The organism is Serratia sp. KH_031 (assembly GCF_057839655.1).
Map to the genome: position 1 here is coordinate 4010124 of NZ_CM174496.1, position 16699 is coordinate 4026822.

The 16699-nt window shown below is 52.8% G+C and carries 14 protein-coding genes; 11 read left to right on the plus strand and 3 right to left on the minus strand.

Going from position 1 to position 16699, the window contains the following annotated elements:
- Positions 1-148: 148 nt before the first annotated feature.
- The gene (locus AC3ISQ_RS18075) at positions 149-520 is read right to left on the minus strand and encodes a winged helix-turn-helix transcriptional regulator (protein ID WP_489348730.1); all 372 of its coding nucleotides are present in this window, start codon (positions 518-520) and stop codon (positions 149-151) included.
- 100 nt (positions 521-620) lie between these two features.
- On the opposite strand from AC3ISQ_RS18075, the gene AC3ISQ_RS18080 reads away from it, so the two are divergent.
- On the plus strand, positions 621-1739 hold the full coding sequence (locus AC3ISQ_RS18080) for an NADH:flavin oxidoreductase (RefSeq protein ID WP_489353367.1): 1119 nt from the start codon (positions 621-623) through the stop codon (positions 1737-1739).
- Between the two features lie 52 nt (positions 1740-1791).
- Here AC3ISQ_RS18080 and AC3ISQ_RS18085 read toward each other — a convergent pair whose 3' ends face one another.
- Entirely contained in the window at positions 1792-2973 is a 1182-nt protein-coding gene (locus AC3ISQ_RS18085; RefSeq protein WP_489348732.1) for a DegT/DnrJ/EryC1/StrS family aminotransferase, read from the minus strand.
- A 379-nt stretch (positions 2974-3352) separates the two neighbouring features.
- On the opposite strand from AC3ISQ_RS18085, the gene AC3ISQ_RS18090 reads away from it, so the two are divergent.
- The 5 genes from AC3ISQ_RS18090 (at position 3353) to queD (ending at position 8181) form a co-directional block, all read left to right on the plus strand.
- A complete protein-coding gene (locus AC3ISQ_RS18090) occupies positions 3353-4894 on the plus strand; it encodes a sodium:solute symporter family transporter (protein WP_489348734.1) in 1542 nt (513 codons plus the stop codon).
- An 83-nt stretch (positions 4895-4977) separates the two neighbouring features.
- On the plus strand, positions 4978-5892 hold the full coding sequence (locus AC3ISQ_RS18095; RefSeq protein WP_489348736.1) for a GntR family transcriptional regulator: 915 nt from the start codon (positions 4978-4980) through the stop codon (positions 5890-5892).
- Entirely contained in the window at positions 5879-6580 is a 702-nt protein-coding gene (locus AC3ISQ_RS18100; RefSeq protein ID WP_489348738.1) for a creatininase family protein, read from the plus strand. Before AC3ISQ_RS18095 ends, AC3ISQ_RS18100 begins: the two co-directional genes overlap by 14 nt.
- The gene (gene iadA / locus AC3ISQ_RS18105; RefSeq protein ID WP_489348740.1) at positions 6580-7743 is read left to right on the plus strand and encodes a beta-aspartyl-peptidase; all 1164 of its coding nucleotides are present in this window, start codon (positions 6580-6582) and stop codon (positions 7741-7743) included. Before AC3ISQ_RS18100 ends, iadA begins: the two co-directional genes overlap by 1 nt.
- A 78-nt stretch (positions 7744-7821) precedes the next feature.
- Complete coding sequence (gene queD, locus AC3ISQ_RS18110; protein WP_489348742.1) at positions 7822-8181, plus strand: 6-carboxytetrahydropterin synthase QueD; 360 nt, start codon at positions 7822-7824, stop codon at positions 8179-8181.
- A gap of 34 nt (positions 8182-8215) precedes the next feature.
- Here queD and queE read toward each other — a convergent pair whose 3' ends face one another.
- Positions 8216-8887 carry a 7-carboxy-7-deazaguanine synthase QueE gene (gene queE, locus AC3ISQ_RS18115; RefSeq protein ID WP_489348743.1) on the minus strand — a complete coding sequence of 224 codons (672 nt, stop codon included), beginning with the start codon at positions 8885-8887 and terminating at the stop codon, positions 8216-8218.
- Positions 8888-9195: 308 nt separating this feature from the next.
- Between queE and AC3ISQ_RS18120 the strand changes: the two genes are divergently transcribed.
- From AC3ISQ_RS18120 to AC3ISQ_RS18140, 5 genes are all read left to right on the plus strand, one after another.
- On the plus strand, positions 9196-10533 hold the full coding sequence (locus tag AC3ISQ_RS18120; RefSeq protein WP_489348745.1) for an MFS transporter: 1338 nt from the start codon (positions 9196-9198) through the stop codon (positions 10531-10533).
- A gap of 384 nt (positions 10534-10917) precedes the next feature.
- Positions 10918-12609 (plus strand): urocanate hydratase, encoded by a 1692-nt coding sequence (gene hutU / locus AC3ISQ_RS18125; RefSeq protein WP_489348746.1) that lies wholly within the window; start codon positions 10918-10920, stop codon positions 12607-12609.
- A complete protein-coding gene (gene hutH / locus AC3ISQ_RS18130; RefSeq protein ID WP_489348748.1) occupies positions 12606-14141 on the plus strand; it encodes a histidine ammonia-lyase in 1536 nt (511 codons plus the stop codon). The genes hutU and hutH overlap by 4 nt, the downstream gene beginning before the upstream one ends.
- A 120-nt stretch (positions 14142-14261) precedes the next feature.
- Positions 14262-15659 (plus strand): amino acid permease, encoded by a 1398-nt coding sequence (locus AC3ISQ_RS18135; RefSeq protein WP_489348750.1) that lies wholly within the window; start codon positions 14262-14264, stop codon positions 15657-15659.
- Between the two features lie 62 nt (positions 15660-15721).
- Complete coding sequence (locus AC3ISQ_RS18140) at positions 15722-16687, plus strand: ABC transporter substrate-binding protein (RefSeq protein ID WP_489348751.1); 966 nt, start codon at positions 15722-15724, stop codon at positions 16685-16687.
- Positions 16688-16699: the final 12 nt, after the last annotated feature.

A 16699-nucleotide genomic window follows, 5' to 3' on the forward strand; every position in this document is an offset into this window, starting at 1 on the left:
AATTAAAGAAGTGATGGAAATAATTAATAACCAAATGGACTAAGTGGTTTTGTGGGTAATATCTATCTATAAAAGTGGTAATTAAATAATCAATATAACGATATGAAAGATAACGCCATCGGATTCCGCTACCCATAATATCCCCCGATTATTTCCCTTCGCGCTCGTCATATAGCCGCTGCGCCTCTTCGACTTTTTCGCGATAGTTCCGCGTCCAGTTGAAGAGTGCAGCAAACGGCGTTTCTAACGTGTGCCCCAGTTCCGTCATGCTGTAAACCACCGCCACCGGGGAAACCGGCAACACTTCGCGGGAAATAATGCCATTGCGTTCAAGTTTTCTCAGGCACTGGGTCAGCGATTTTTGCGTCACTCCGTGCATTCTTCTTTTCAACTCATTGAAACGCAATGGTTCTTCACATAAATTCGCCAGAACGATCACCGACCATTTATCGGTAATTTGCTCCAGCAGTAAGCGGGAATCGCATTCCCCATGCGGCATGTCGTTATGCGTTTCTTTCATAGCAGTTTCCTCGAGGATACTTGATTACCTTAAAGTACCTAATTGATATTAAGTATACGTTGGATACTATGAAAGCTCCAAACGATATGGAGATAACATGATGTCCTCATCACAACTTGATCCGCTGTTTCAGCCATTGACCATTAAGTCGCTGCAGTTAAAGAATCGTATCGTCATGGCACCAATGACCCGCAAATTTTCGCCCGAAGGTGTACCGGGGGACAATGTGGCTCACTATTATCAACGTCGTGCAGAACATGGGGTCGGCCTGATCCTGTCCGAGGGCACGACGATTAATCGCCCGGCCGCCAGAAATGAAGCCGATGTGCCCTTTTTCCACGGTGCTGCATCGCTAGCAGGTTGGAAAAACGTCATTGATGGTGTCCATGCTGTTGGCGGGAAGATGGGGCCACAGCTTTGGCACGTCGGCGCTATGACCGGTATGACCGACTGGCCATCAACCACTCCACCAGAGAGCCCTTCCGGACTGGTTGCTCCCGACCAGCCTATTGGCGTCACCATGACCGAAGAGGATATCGCCGATGCGGTTGCCGCATTTGGTCAGGCGGCGGCAGAGGCCAAACGACTTGGTTTTGATACTGTCGAAATTCATGGTGCGAACGGCTACTTAATCGATCAGTTTTTCTGGGCCGCCACCAATCTACGCAAAGACAGCTACGGTGGTGCAACACTCAAGGAACGCACTCGTTTTGCCACTGAGGTGGTACAAAGCATGCGTAAAGCCGTCGGTCCTGATTTCCCAATCATCCTGCGCCTTAGCCAATGGAAAATTAACCATTACGACACTCGCATGGCAGACTCGCCCGATGCGCTATCCGACTGGTTAACACCGTTGGTTGAAGCAGGTGTCGACATTTTACACTGCTCGCAACGCCGTTTCTGGGAACCGGAGTTCCCACAGATTGACGGCAATAAAGGGCTGAACCTCGCGGGTTGGGCCAAGAAATTAACCGGGGCCACGACGATCAGCGTGGGTTCTGTCGGGTTGTCAGGGGAGTTTATCACCTCGTTTTCGGGGGAGAGCGTGAAACCCGCTAGCCTGGATAATCTGGTGCAACGTCTAGAAAAAGAGGAGTTTGATCTGATTGCCGTTGGCCGAGCGTTATTGAATGATCCGGAATGGGTACGCAAGATCCGCGAAGGGGATATGGAAAACCTGAAGGATTTCAAATTGGAAGAACTGGCGACACTGTACTAAAACACTCAATCCTGCCCGATCAGCAATGGCCGGGCAGGATGACTAATAGCTATCAACATGGCTCTGGTAGCCAAGTCGGCAAATTAATACAATTTGCCGTGGCTTGCATCCCTACCGGGCACTCAGGCAGCACCAATGGTTGTGGGTGCATCGGCGTAGTAAACCAAACGCCTATTTCTACATTAAGCCGTTGCTCTAACGCGGCTCTCTGCTGTTTTTGCTGCGCTGAAAGTAATAGCGGGAAGCGCAACCAACTGTTTTCGGCCCCATTAATTGTTAGCGGAATCGGATAGCCTTGCTCTAACGCCCAACGTTGCCAGAAAGCCGCACCACGCCGACGCTGCGCCAACAACTCGGGTAAGCGGTTCAGTTGCAGCATCAGCAATTCCGCCACCGGTTCAGCCATTCGCCAAGCATATTGTGGGCTGAATAACCCACTTAGCTCCGCTGGCTGCATCTGCGGCACGCGTTCCTTCAACGGCCAGCGGGCGTCTGCTGCCGCTTGTCCTTCACGTTTCACCATTACCGCATGACGTAAAGTCTGTAGTAAGCGTTGAATAAATATCGGATCGGCATCAGCAGTGCTGGCATAAACCTGCTTTAATCGCGTTTGTAATTCAGGATCGCGGGTGATCACCCAACCGCCATGAATGGTATTGACAATCTTTGAACGTTCGCTGCTAAAAAAAGCAATATCGCCGAAATTCCCTAGTAATTGCCCTTGATAACGGGCTCCAGTAGCGTGAGCACAATCCTCGATCACCTTTAAACCACGTTCACGCGCCAAGGCCAGTAACGCGTCAAGATCTCGGCAAACCAAACCAAAACTGTACTGGATCATCACCGCTTTGGTTCGTGGAGTCATCGCCTTCGCCATCGCAGCCACATCAAGACCAAAAGTCTCAGTCTCAATATCAACAAACACCGCCTCGACACCGTGATAAGTCAATGCATTGGTCACGCACTGGCAGGTGAACGCCGGGATCAACACCTGATCGCCCGGCTGTAAACCCAGTGTGCGGATCACCGCGTATAACGCCGCACGTCCGCCCATAAAACTCGCAACACCTGCGCTTTGCCACATTTCAGCAATCTGCCGATGCAGCGCCTGTGTTTGCGCACTTGGCGTGATGTCGCCGGAATTCTCTAACCAGCTCTGGGCGCACCGATCCTCTTGCTCCCCCAAGCTCATATTCAACAACGGCACTGGCTTATCAAACGGCAACAAATTCATATTTGCTCCTTGACTTGGAAAAAATATTGTTGTTATTTTGAACTGCTGTTATAGAAAATAATAACACTTACTACAACAATAAATTTTTCCACGACCTGATTAATTATAAGCAAACACAACGACAAGGGCAGACGATGGATATTTTAACAAACTGTTTTGAAAGGAGATGGTTTTACATCTTCATGTTTATGTACCTATTAATCATGGTGCCATTTCCTTTCTTCTTCAACACCGACTACCAACCCGGCTGGCTAGGTATCCCAACATTTATATTCGGTTGGATAATACATGGCATAACAGTGACCTTGCTGATCATATTATTCGCTCGGCAATGCCTACAGCGCCCGGAATATCAGGATGAAATTGGGGAGGAACAGCCATGAGCAACCTCGCCACCATGCTACAACCCGAACCGGTACCGTTTTACACCACGTTGGTTCTGTTCTTACTGCTACTTGGCGGTATTGGCTGGTATGCCGCCCGTGCAACCAAATCCTTAAGTGATTTTTTGGTCATGGGAGGTAAAGCCGGCGCACTGGTCGGTGGTTTCGCCTACTTCGCCAGCCAATACAGCATGAGCACCTTTATGGGCGTTCCGGCGATGACTTACAGTACGGGTTTCGCCGGTATGAGCGTCTCGGTACCGGGGCTCGCGTTCTCGATGATCATTCCAGTGCTATTTGTTGGCCGTAAGCTGATGCTGATGGGGCGTCGCTACAACATGATGACCATGAGCGATTACCTGTCGGATCGTTATGAATCCAACGCCATTCGTGGCGTTCACGCGGTGATGATGGTTGTCTTCCTGGTCGCCATGATGGGCGCGCAGACCGTCGGCGCAGGGGTGATCCTCAACACCTTCACGGGTTTACCTGAATGGATCGGCGTTGTGGTGATGGGTATCGTCGTCGTGCTGTATTGCATGACGGGCGGGATGACCGGCGCGATGATGACCGACGTGCTGCAAGGCGGGTTGATGGTCGCTACCGCCGTTGTTACCTTTGTGGTCTCCGTTCATGCTGGTGGTGGTATGGAGGCGATCACTGGCAAGCTAGCGGCAGAAATGCCTAATCATCTGACTCACCCCGGTGCCAAAGGCGATTTCCCGTGGCAGACCTACGTTTCCATGATCGTAATGTGGAGCTTCTTCACCATCGGTCAACCCACGCTGTTCACCAAATTCTTCACCATGAACAGCTACCGCACCATGTTTAAAGCGGTGATCCTCGGGACGCTCGGCATGTTGTTCTCCGCCACCATGATCGAGTGGTCTGGCGTCAACGCCGCAACCTTTATTAGCGGTCTAACCGGACAGGAAACCGACTTTATCGTGCCGGTTATTCTGCAACAAAACCTGTCACCGTGGATCGCCGCGCTACTGATTACCGGCATTGTATCGGCGGGGATGTCGACCATTTCGGCATTGCTGGTAGTGGCGACTGGCGGTATCACGCGTGATATTTATCAGAACATCTTCCGCCCACAAGCTTCATCGAATCACATCCTTACCCTTTCGCGTTGGATCACGGTTCTCCTAGGCATTGCGGCCATCACTATCGGCATCATGAAACCAGCCGGGATCTTCGCGCTGATCCGCTTTGCCTTCGGTGGTTTGGGCATCTGGGTGGCACCGGTGATCCTCGGCATGTATTGGAAGCGTGCGACGCTGGCCGGAGCCATCAGTTCGGTGATCCTCGGTGAATTGGCTTATGTCGCGATGAAACTGTGGTTCCCGCAGTTGTCGTTTGGCTTTGATCCGCTGATCATCTGCTGGAGCTTTACTATGGTGGTGATGGTGGTCGTTAGCCTATTCACCCGCCCAGCTAGCGATGCCACCATCAAACGTCATTTCGAGGATTTGAAAGCATTGTGTGTTGCCCGTGCGCGCCGTAATGTGCCACAAACAGCGACATCTGAATAAATAGAGGTTTCATTATCAATATCGATAAGAACTTACCGATAGCGCTGCAAACGCAGATCGTAGGGGCGATTGAATACGGCATCATGGCAGGCACCTTCCGCCATGATGTGGCATTGCCTTCTGTTCGCGCGCTCAGTAAACAATTAGGCGTAGCGCAACTGACGGTCAGCCATGCCTACCAAACCCTGAAGAATATGGGACTGATCGAAACTATCGCCGGTAAAGGTACTTACGTAGTACGTAACCGGCAGGAGATTGCCCATGAAAATCAGGTGACTCAGTTGCATCAGCGCTTTCAACAACTGTTGCAAGATGCAGCACAGCTTGGGCTATCGGAATCGTTCTTTATCGGTGCTTTGAATCAGATGCAAACTTCGGCCGCCCCCACTATCACCTTAAAAATGGCGATAGTGGGGAATTCTAACCGCATTAACCTCAGCTATATCGACAGCATCCGTGAAGTCTTGGGGGAGCAGCAAACCATTGATACTTATACCTTCCGCGAATTCGCCGATTTACCGCAGGATAAGTTGGAAAGTTATCAGTTTTGGCTGACCATTCCGCACTGCATCCCACGTTTGCGACAGCGCGTAGGCGAACAGACGCCGGTATTCGCGCCCTATCTGATCCCCGCCGAAGATACCCGCACCCGGTTAGCGCAGCTTTCCACCGATGCGCCAGTGTTATTGGTCTCACGTTATCAGACCTTCCTGCCCGCCATGCTGGAGGGGGTCAAAACCTTCGCTCCACATCTCGGCCAAATCGACATAGTGGCCTTGGAGGATGAAGGGTTAGAAGCGGCGTTAAGCAGCCACAAAACCATTATTTACAGTACCGGTTGCCACAGCCATTTGCAGCCACGGCTGCCTGCGGCCACCGAAGCCTTTGAATATCGCCATACTCCGGAGCCACGTTACCTGCGGGAAACGCTGCGCCCGGCCTGGCACCATTATTGCCAACACCAGGAACACCAAGGAGATAATAATGAAAGTCAGTGAAATGAACTGGTTTCAAGTACAGGAGTACCTTACCCGTGACGATCGGATGATTCTTTCCCTCGGTAGTACCGAACAACACGCTTATCTCAGTTTATGTACCGATCACCTGCTAGCTTCCAAACTCGCGGAACAGGCGGGTGAACAGCTCAATATTCCGGTCTATCCCGGTTTGCCATTTGGCATGGCGCCATACTTCAGCGAGTTCCCTGGCTCTATCAACCTGCGCCCGGCGACTTACAACGCACTATTAGAAGATGTACTGACCAGCCTGTACCACAGCGGTTTCCGGCGGATTTTTCTGGTCAACGGCCACGGTGGTAATAGCCCGGTGCAGGTACAGGTTCACAACTGGCTAAACCAACACTCAGACGCGCGCGTACAAATACACAATTGGTGGGCCGCACCAAAGGTCATGGGACTGGTAAAAAGTTTCTCGACTAACGCTTCTCACGCTTCTTGGATGGAAAACTTCCCTTGGACACGTATTCCCGGTGTCGCGATGCCGCAAGAAGAAAAACCAGCGATTAATGTAGCAAAACTGGCACAACTCCCGGCTAACGCAGTGAAGGACTACATCGGCGACGGCAATTACGGCGGCGAATACCAACGTAGCGACGAAGAGATGAGCCAGATTTGGCAAGCGGGTATTGAGGAGACGTGTTTGCTGCTAGAACAGGGGTGGATGTGATGAGTTACAGCTTAATTCGCAATGCGCGCGTTCTTACTGCACAAGGGATCCAGCGCCAGCAATTGTTGATCGGCTTCGGTAAGATCTTAGCGATCGGCGACAATCTTTCCGCACCCGCGTTGCAACCCTGCCAACAGTTTGATGCTGGCGATCGCCTGCTGGCTCCGGGGTTGATCGACCAACACGTGCATCTGATCGGCGGTGGCGGTGAGGCAGGTTTCCACACCCGCACGCCAGAGGTTCAGCTTTCACAACTGCTACGTTGTGGCATTACCAGCGTGATGGGGCTGCTCGGTACCGACGGAGTAACACGCCACGTGCAATCTTTGTTCGCCAAAGTGATGGGGTTACGCAACGAAGGTATTTCTGCTTGGATGCTGACTGGTTCTTATGAAGTTCCTACCGTCACGATCACCGGTTCGGTACGTGATGACATCACCTTTATCGAACCCGTATTAGGTGTGAAAACGGCGATTTCTGACCATCGTTCTTCGCAGCCTACCACCGAAGAGTTGATCCGCATGGCAACTCAAGCTCGCGCCGCTGCGTTGCTGACGCAAAAACCCGGTTTGGTGGTAATGCATATGGGTAACGCCCTCGCCGCTCTAGCTCCGCTGGAAGAAATTCGTGACCGCTGCGAAGTCCCACTCGGGCACTTCCTGCCGACCCACGTTAACCGCCAGCATCATCTGTGGCGACACGCGATGCAGTTGGCAAAGCATGACGGCATCAATCTCGATCTCACTTCCGGTATCAGCCCACATATCGGCGCACGCGGAGCGGTGAAGCCGAGCGAGGCGGTGTTAGAAGCGCTGGATGCTGGCATTCCACTGTCGCAACTGACACTCAGTTCCGACGGCAACGGCAGTATTCCAGCCTTTGATGACGCAGGCAATATCTGTGGTTTGACCGTTGCCGGTTTTGACAGTTTGCTGAGTGAAGTGCGCGATCTCAGCGCTGATTTACCGCTGGAGCAATGCTGGGCACTAGTGGCGTCTAACGTCGCACAGCGGCTAAAACTGGCGGATAAGGGCGAAATCGCCGTGGGCAAAGACGCCGACTTACTGCTATTGGATGAAAGCATGCAACCACATTCCCTCTGGGCTCGAGGCAAATTGATGATGCTAGCTGGGGAATTGCAGGTGCGAGGGACATTCGAATAATACCATTGTCAGTCAGATAGCCGTCGAAGCGCATTTCCGGTAGACTTCGACGGTTTTTGAGTCAATGAGGCCGTCATAATGGCAACCACGCTGTTTAAAGATTTTCAGTTCGAAGCCGCACACCGTTTGCCACACGTACCGGAAGGCCACAAATGTGGTCGTTTGCACGGGCATTCATTTATGGTGCGTTTGGAAGTGACCGGAGAAGTGGACGCTCATACCGGTTGGGTAATGGATTTTGCCGAACTTAAAGCGGTGTTTAAACCCGTTTGGGAACGTTTGGATCACCATTACCTGAATGATATTCCAGGGTTGGAAAACCCAACCAGTGAAGTGCTGGCCGCTTGGATTTGGCAGCAACTCAAACCACAACTGCCTGAGTTGACCGCAGTGATGGTGAAGGAAACTTGTACGGCGGGATGCGTGTATAAGGGTTGATGTGCAGGGTTCGGCTTACCGAACCCTGACATACTCAAGCAATATTTAAATACTTATGCGTCTGCATTGAAAGCCGCCAGTTACGGGCGATGCAGGTTTCAATGCACAGCCGCGTCGCCTCATCTTTTCGACTGATCGGTTGTAGCGCAACGATGCGTTTTTTATCATCGTGCAAAGTCGCCAACAACGCATCCAACGCTTCAATATCACGCTCACGCCCGACCGGGTGTTTAATCTCATCGGCTCGCGTCAGCGCCTGATCCAATACTTTCATGCCGCCACGCATATTCACCTTCGGTGAAACCGTCACCCAAGTGGCCGCTGAACACTGAACTTCATGGGTGCCGCTGGTCTCAATCTGGCAGTCAAAACCGTGCTGTTCCAGCAATGTTGTAAGCGGTATCAAATCATAAATACAAGGCTCACCGCCGGTAATCACGATATGACGAGCGGTATAACCCTGTTGCTGAATCACTGCCAGCAATTGTTCCGCCGAAGCACTGCCCCAAGCGTCACTTTCCTCTGTCTTGACCAAAATGCGTTGCATGTCGACTTCCCGATCGGCTTCCTTTTCCCAGGTATGTTTGGTGTCGCACCAACTGCATCCCACCGGGCAACCTTGCAAACGGATAAAAATAGCAGGAACGCCAGTGAAGTAGCCTTCACCCTGCAAGGTTTGGAACATTTCGTTAATCGGGTACTGCATGATTTTCTCAGTCTGGAGGGGCAAAAACAGGATTATCGCAGATTCCCGCGCCCTGACCAAATTAGCGAGCTAATGGTTAATTTTTTATTTCGGCTCATCGGGCGCATAACCTGCTAACTATTGCGTGCATTAGTGAGTTTTCCCACGCCAAATCGCCTATTTCATCCCCGCTTTCTGCGCCAGAAAAACAACATATAAGTAACATTTTCAATAAATAAATTTGACATACACCCTCGCACAATCCAGATGTATAGACAGGCAAACACAAGCCAACCATTCCGTACTCACCAAGATTATTAGAGGGTGCTATGGCTCATACCAGCGAGTTAAATATCCAGCAGGCCATCGACGACAGCAAGTTCTCGTTGTTTCATTGGACCTTGATTATTTTAGGTTTTCTGATCCTCGCCATTGACGGCTACGACACCGCCGCCATGGGCTATATTGCCCCTTCGGTCGCCAAAGATTGGGGCATCGTGAAACAGGATCTGGGGCCGGTACTGAGCGCGGCGCTGTTGGGGTTATCGCTGGGTGCCTTAATCGCCGGGCCGATCTCCGATCGCATCGGACGCAAACGCGTCTTGGTGTTCTCCTGTCTGTTCTTCGGCCTTTCCAGTCTGGCAACCGCTTACGCGGGTTCACTCGACAGCCTGACCCTGTGGCGCTTCCTGACCGGTCTGGGATTAGGCGCGGCGATGCCCAACGCCATCACTTTGATTTCTGAATACGCACCACAACGCTGCCGCTCTCGAGCCATCAACACCATGTATTGCGGCTTCCCGCTGGGTGCGGCTGGCGGGGGTGCGATTTCCTCATGGCTGATCCCTACCTACGGTTGGCATAGCGTGTTGCTGTTAGGTGCCATCGCCCCGCTGATTCTGACCCTGTTGTTGATTTTGTTATTGCCAGAATCGGTGAAATACATGGTCAACCGTGGTCACGATGCGTTGAAAATCAAACAGATCGCCCAGCGTTTCGTCAGTCATAACCTCGATAACGTCACGCGTTTTTATCTGTATGAGGAAAAGTTGGCACAATCGAAAACCAGCGTGGGCTTGCTGTTCAGCCGCCCTTATCTGGTGGGGACGTTGATGTTGTGGCTGACCTACTTTATGGGTTTGGTTATCTACTACGTGCTGCTAAGTTGGATGCCAATCCTGATGCAAGGTTTAGGTTATCAGCTTGAACAATCAGCCATTTTAACTTCGCTGTTCACCTTCGGTGGCACCGTCGGGATCTTGATTGCCGGTTGGCTGATGGATCGCTGGAATGCGCACAAAGTGGTTTCCAGCGGCTTTGTGATTACCGCCTTACTGATCGTGGCGATGGCGACCGAAGACAGCCATATCGTGTTGCTCGGCAGCTTTATCTTCTTGATGGGCATCACCATGAACGGTGCTCAATCTGGTCTGCAAACGCTAGCCGCCACCTTCTACCCCACCCATAGCCGCGCGACAGGTATCGCTTGGATGCAAGGCATCGGTCGCTTCGGCGGCGTCGCAGGCACCATGATGGGCGCTCAATTGCTCGCTATGCAGTGGGAAGTGCAAAGCATCCTGATGTTCTTGGGTGTACCTGCGCTGATCGCGGCTATCGCCACCGTCTTCAAAATGACCCGCCGCCAGGCGCTGCAACCGGCAAACTAATCGCTCTCAAGGCGGTGTTTCTCACACCGCCTTTCCCTGCTATCACTCTTTCGTATATCACCGGCTCTGTTTGTAATTTATATGTAAAAAAATTGTGATTTATCGCTCAAAAATGACGCTACCTTACTCAATTTTTCACGCCAAGTTGCCGTGACTTCTGTGGCTCATATCACATCCGGTAAATTCATTATTTTTTATCACACTGATTTTAATCATAAAAAAATAACCATATTTTCTTCTTATGCTCTTTTTATTGGAAATTGGTCAGTGTTGCATATGCTTGTACATACAAGTATATGTTAATCAACCCTACGCATTGTTATGACTTGGTAATGGCAACCCGCCAAGTCATGAGTCTGTACCGATACTGTTGAGGAAAAAGCTGTGACTGCAAATAACAAAGTTCGCAATGTCGATGTACGCGCGCCTCGTGGCACAAAATTAAACGCAAAAAGCTGGCTGACCGAAGCGCCGCTGCGCATGTTGATGAACAACCTTGATCCAGAAGTGGCGGAAAACCCGCACGAGCTGGTGGTTTACGGCGGTATTGGCCGCGCCGCACGTAACTGGGATTGCTATGACAAAATTGTCGAAACCCTGAAGAAACTGGAAGACGACGAAACGCTGCTGGTGCAATCCGGCAAACCCGTCGGCGTATTCAAAACCCACAGCAACGCCCCACGCGTGCTGATTGCTAACTCCAATCTGGTGCCACATTGGGCGACGTGGGAGCACTTCAACGAACTGGATGCCAAAGGGCTGGCGATGTACGGCCAGATGACCGCCGGTAGCTGGATCTACATCGGTAGCCAAGGCATCGTGCAAGGCACTTACGAAACCTTCGTCGAAGCCGGTCGTCAACATTACGATGGCTCCCTACAAGGCCGCTGGGTGCTGACCGCCGGTCTGGGCGGCATGGGTGGCGCGCAGCCACTGGCTGCGACTTTGGCTGGCGCTTGCTCGCTGAACATCGAATGTCAGCAAAGCCGTATCGATTTCCGTCTGAAAACTCGCTATGTCGATGAGCAAGCCACCGATCTGGACGACGCGCTGGCTCGCATCAAAAAATACACTGCCGAAGGCAAAGCCATCTCCATCGCCCTGTGCGGCAACGCCGCCGAGATCCTGCCAGAAATGGTAAAACGTGGCGTGCGCCCGGATATGGTCACCGACCAGACCAGCGCCCACGATCCACTCAATGGCTACCTGCCAAAAGGCTGGACTTGGGAAGAGTACCGTCAGCGTGCGCAAACCGAACCGGCTCGCGTGGTGGTTGCAGCGAAAGAATCAATGGCGGAGCACGTAGAAGCGATGCTGGCCTTCCAGAAAATGGGCATTCCAACCTTCGACTACGGCAACAACATCCGCCAGATGGCGAAAGACATGGGCGTGAAGAATGCCTTTGATTTCCCAGGTTTTGTGCCCGCTTATATCCGCCCACTGTTCTGCCGGGGTATCGGCCCATTCCGCTGGGCAGCGCTGTCTGGCGATCCGCAAGACATCTACAAAACCGACGCCATGGTCAAAGAGCTGATCCCAGATGACGAGCATCTGCACCGCTGGTTGGATATGGCGCGCGAACGTATTAGCTTCCAAGGCCTGCCAGCACGTATTTGCTGGGTCGGTCTGGGACAGCGCGCCAAACTGGGTCTGGCATTCAACGAAATGGTGCGTCGTGGTGAACTGTCTGCACCTATCGTGATTGGTCGTGACCACTTAGATTCAGGCTCCGTATCCAGCCCGAACCGCGAAACCGAAGCCATGAAAGACGGTTCCGATGCAGTTTCCGATTGGCCATTGCTCAACGCCCTGCTGAATACCGCCAGCGGCGCGACTTGGGTTTCACTGCACCACGGCGGCGGCGTCGGCATGGGCTTCTCGCAGCACTCCGGTATGGTGATCGTCTGTGACGGTACCGACGAAGCCGCCGAGCGTATCGCTCGTGTACTGCATAACGATCCGGCGACTGGCGTGATGCGCCATGCCGATGCGGGTTACGACATTGCTATCGACTGCGCCCGTGAACAAGGTCTGAATCTACCAATGGTTGCGGCAACTCAAGGGGACAAAGCATGAAAACCCTGACTATTCGCCCAGGCAAACTGACGCTAGCCAAACTGCGCGAAATCTACCAACAGCCGGTGAAAATTACGCTGGATGACAATGCCTATGCTGCCATCCAGCAAAGTGTGGCCTGTGTAGAGCGTATCGTCGAAGAAAACCGCACCACGTATGGCATCAACACCGGTTTCGGTTTGCTGGCTTCGACCCGCATCGCCAGGGAAGACTTGGAAAACCTGCAACGTTCGATCGTGCTGTCGCACGCAGCAGGCGTCGGCGCACCGACGGACGACGCACTGGTGCGTCTGATTATGGTGTTGAAAATCAACAGTCTGTCGCGCGGTTTCTCCGGTATTCGTCTGGAAGTGATTCAAGCGCTGATCGCTTTGGTCAATGCCGAAGTTTACCCACAGATCCCACTGAAAGGCTCCGTCGGTGCATCCGGGGATTTGGCTCCGTTGGCGCACATGAGCCTGACGTTATTGGGTGAAGGCTTGGCGCGTTATCAAGGCGAATGGCTGCCAGCCACCGAAGCATTGGCAAAAGCGGGATTAAAACCGCTAACGCTGGCGGCGAAAGAAGGTCTAGCGCTGCTGAACGGGACACAGGTTTCCACCGCCTTTGCGCTGCGTGGTCTGTTCGATGCTGAAGATTTGTATGCCGCGGCTACCGTATGCGGCGGTCTGACGGTCGAAGCGGCGCTGGGTTCACGCAGCCCGTTCGACGCACGTATCCACGAGGTTCGTGGTCAGCGTGGGCAGATTGACGCCGCCACCGCTTATCGCCACCTGCTAGGCGAACGCAGCGAAGTGTCTGATTCGCATCGTAACTGTGACAAAGTACAGGACCCTTACTCTCTGCGCTGCCAACCGCAGGTGATGGGCGCTTGTTTGACGCAAATCCGTCAGGCCAGCGAAGTGCTGGAAATCGAAGCTAACGCGGTATCCGACAACCCACTGGTGTTCGCCGAACAAGGCGACGTGATCTCTGGCGGTAACTTCCATGCCGAACCGGTGGCGATGGCGGCCGATAATCTGGCGCTGGCATTGGCTGAAATAGGTTCGCTGTCTGAACGCCGCATTTCGCTGATGATGGACAAACATATGTCGCAGTTGCCGCCATTCTTGGTCGACAACGGCGGCGTGAACTCCGGCTTTATGATAGCTCAAGTGACCGCTGCCGCGCTGACCAGCGAGAACAAAGCCCTGGCACATCCGGCCAGCGTCGACAGCATTCCGACCTCTGCCAACCAGGAAGACCACGTTTCTATGGCTCCGGCCGCCGGGCGTCGTCTGTGGGAAATGGCCGATAACGTGCGCGGCATTCTGGCGGTTGAATGGTTGTCGGCTTGTCAGGGGTTGGATTTACGCAAAGGGCTGAAAACGACTGCGGGGCTGGAACAGGCGCGCCAATTGTTGCGCGAACGCGTCAGCTACTACGACAAGGATCGCTACTTCGCCCCCGACATTGAAGCCGCCAGCCAACTACTGGCGACCCGACAATTAACATCGTTGTTGCCTGCAGCCATGCTGCCAAGCCAAGCATAAAAGCTTCACCTCTACTCAAAGTGTAGTTCCTATCCCGCCGGGCTCGTTCCCCCGGCGGGGATAGCGCTGTCTGTCCGATAACCTGTCTGTCCGATAACAAAGCAAAATACGGGGAGCAACATGCGTAACGGCAATACTGATGAAACACCTCAACTCCGTCGCGGGTTAAACGCGCGGCATATTCGGTTTATGGCTCTGGGCTCGGCGATCGGTACCGGTTTGTTTTACGGTTCCGCAGGCGCGATCCAATTGGCTGGCCCGGCAGTGCTGCTGGCTTATTTGGTTGGCGGTGCGGCAGTATTTATGGTGATGCGTGCGTTGGGCGAAATGGCGGTTCATCAGCCAGTCTCCGGCTCTTTCGGCCATTACGCCAGCCACTATCTCGGCCCATTGGCAGGTTTTCTTACCGGCTGGACCTATACCTTCGAAATGGTGATCGTCGCGATCGCCGACGTCACCGCCTTCGGCATCTATATGGGGCTGTGGTTCCCAGACGTCGCCCAATGGGTGTGGGTGCTCAGCATCATTATGTTTATCGGCGCGCTGAACCTGTGCAACGTCAAAGTGTTTGGTGAAATGGAATTCTGGCTGTCGCTGGTTAAAGTGGCGGCGATTGTGGCCATGATCATCGGCGGTGGTGCGGTAATGATGTTTGGTTTCGGTCACACTCAAGAAGCCACCGGTTTCAGTAATCTGTGGCAACACGGTGGCTTCATGCCAAATGGCTTTAGCGGCGTGGTGGCTTCACTCGCGGTGGTAATGTTTGCTTTCGGCGGGATCGAGATTATCGGTATCACCGCCAGCGAAGCTAAAGATCCGGCCAAAATGCTGCCGAAAGCGATTAATGCCGTACCGATCCGTATTCTGCTGTTTTACGTGCTGACGCTGCTGGTACTGATGGCTATCTATCCTTGGAACAGCATCGGCCAGAACGGCAGCCCGTTTGTGAATATCTTCAACGATCTGGGCATCACTTCCGCCGCTCACGTGCTGAATCTGGTGGTGATTACCGCCGCAATCTCAGCCATCAACAGCGACATCTTCGGCGCAGGCCGCATGATGTTCGGTATGGCGCAAGAAGGCCAAGCTCCGCGTAGCTTTACCAAACTGACCCGCCACGGGGTGCCGTGGATGACGGTGTTGGTGATGGCGCTCGCTCTGTTGCTTGGTGTAGTGCTCAACTACCTGATCCCGAAGCAGGTCTTTATGATCATTGCCTCAATCGCCACCTTCGCCACCGTGTGGGTGTGGCTGATGATCTTACTGTCACAAATCGCTATGCGTCGCACGCTGTCCAAAGAAGAAATCAGCCAACTGAGCTTCCCAGTGCCGTGGTGGCCGGTCGCTCCGGCATTGGCAACGGTATTCATGCTGTTCGTGATTGGTCTACTCGGTTACTTCGAAGAAAGCCGTATTGCCCTGTACGTCGGGCTGGCTTGGGTCGCGTTGCTCACCCTCGCTTACTGGTTATGGGTACGTAAAAAAGGCGGGGGTTCACCCGTCGTGGCCATGCCTTGATTTTGCTTTAGCACCAGAGGTTCCGTCGTTCCCGGAACCTGCACTCACTATGGAGAAACAATATGAAAATAAGAAATAAATTATGGCTGTCGTTAATCGCTCTCGGTCTGGCTGCGGGTAGCACTTCTGCTCAGGCGGCGGGTTGGTGCGAATCTGGCAAAACCGTCAAGTTCGCTGGCTTGAACTGGGAAAGCGGCATGCTGCTGACCGACGTCATGCAGTACGTGCTGCAAAAAGGTTACGACTGCAAAACGGATTCTCTTCCGGGCAATTCCATCACCATGGAGCAAGCAATAGGCAGCAACGATATTCAAGTGTTTGCCGAAGAGTGGATTGGCCGCAGCGAAGTGTGGAATAAGGCCGAAAAAGCCGGTAAAGCGGTGAGCGTTGGTGCACCGATTGTCGGCGCAGTGGAAGGCTGGTACGTGCCGCGTTATGTGGTTGAAGGTGATGCCAAACGCAGTATCAAGCCAGTAGCGCCCGATCTGAAAAGTATTCCCGATCTGGCGAAATATTCAGAAGTTTTCAAAGATCAGGAAGAGCCCGGCAAAGGCCGTTTCTATAACTGCCCGGCGGGCTGGACTTGCGAGCTAGATAACACCACGCTCCTGAAACAATACCAATTAGAAGATAAATTCACCAACTTCCGTCCGGGTACTGGCCCGGCGCTGGATACCGCGATCCTGTCCAGCTATCGCCGTGGCGAACCGATCCTGTTCTATTACTGGTCGCCAACGCCACTGATGGGTCAACTCGATCTAGTGCGCTTGGTAGAACCGAGTGGCGACAAAAAGATCCAGATCAAAGTCGGGCTTTCCAGCGTGTTTAACCAACAAGCACCGGAACTGGTGGCAGTATTGAGCAAGGTGAATATCCCGCTCGATCTGTTGAACCAAAACTTGGCTCGAATGAGTAAAGAACGTATCCGCTCCGATAAATTGGCGCTGGAGTTCTTCAAACAACACCCTGAAATCTGGAAACAGTGGGTGAGCGCAGACGCCGCGAAGAAAATTCAAGCGTCCTTGTAACGGAGAAATATT

What these genes read in the sequence shown, in the direction of transcription:
- AC3ISQ_RS18100 (WP_489348738.1), top strand. Translation starts at nt 5,879, where the DNA reads ATGAAAGTCAGTGAAATGAACTGGTTTCAAGTACAGGAGTACCTTACC.
- AC3ISQ_RS18085 (WP_489348732.1), bottom strand. Translation starts at nt 2,973, where the DNA reads ATGAATTTGTTGCCGTTTGATAAGCCAGTGCCGTTGTTGAATATGAGC.
- queD (WP_489348742.1), top strand. Translation starts at nt 7,822, where the DNA reads ATGGCAACCACGCTGTTTAAAGATTTTCAGTTCGAAGCCGCACACCGT.
- queE (WP_489348743.1), bottom strand. Translation starts at nt 8,887, where the DNA reads ATGCAGTACCCGATTAACGAAATGTTCCAAACCTTGCAGGGTGAAGGC.
- AC3ISQ_RS18095 (WP_489348736.1), top strand. Translation starts at nt 4,978, where the DNA reads ATGGCAGGCACCTTCCGCCATGATGTGGCATTGCCTTCTGTTCGCGCG.
- iadA (WP_489348740.1), top strand. Translation starts at nt 6,580, where the DNA reads ATGAGTTACAGCTTAATTCGCAATGCGCGCGTTCTTACTGCACAAGGG.
- AC3ISQ_RS18090 (WP_489348734.1), top strand. Translation starts at nt 3,353, where the DNA reads ATGAGCAACCTCGCCACCATGCTACAACCCGAACCGGTACCGTTTTAC.
- AC3ISQ_RS18120 (WP_489348745.1), top strand. Translation starts at nt 9,196, where the DNA reads ATGGCTCATACCAGCGAGTTAAATATCCAGCAGGCCATCGACGACAGC.
- hutH (WP_489348748.1), top strand. Translation starts at nt 12,606, where the DNA reads ATGAAAACCCTGACTATTCGCCCAGGCAAACTGACGCTAGCCAAACTG.
- AC3ISQ_RS18075 (WP_489348730.1), bottom strand. Translation starts at nt 520, where the DNA reads ATGAAAGAAACGCATAACGACATGCCGCATGGGGAATGCGATTCCCGC.
- AC3ISQ_RS18135 (WP_489348750.1), top strand. Translation starts at nt 14,262, where the DNA reads ATGCGTAACGGCAATACTGATGAAACACCTCAACTCCGTCGCGGGTTA.
- AC3ISQ_RS18080 (WP_489353367.1), top strand. Translation starts at nt 621, where the DNA reads ATGTCCTCATCACAACTTGATCCGCTGTTTCAGCCATTGACCATTAAG.
- AC3ISQ_RS18140 (WP_489348751.1), top strand. Translation starts at nt 15,722, where the DNA reads ATGAAAATAAGAAATAAATTATGGCTGTCGTTAATCGCTCTCGGTCTG.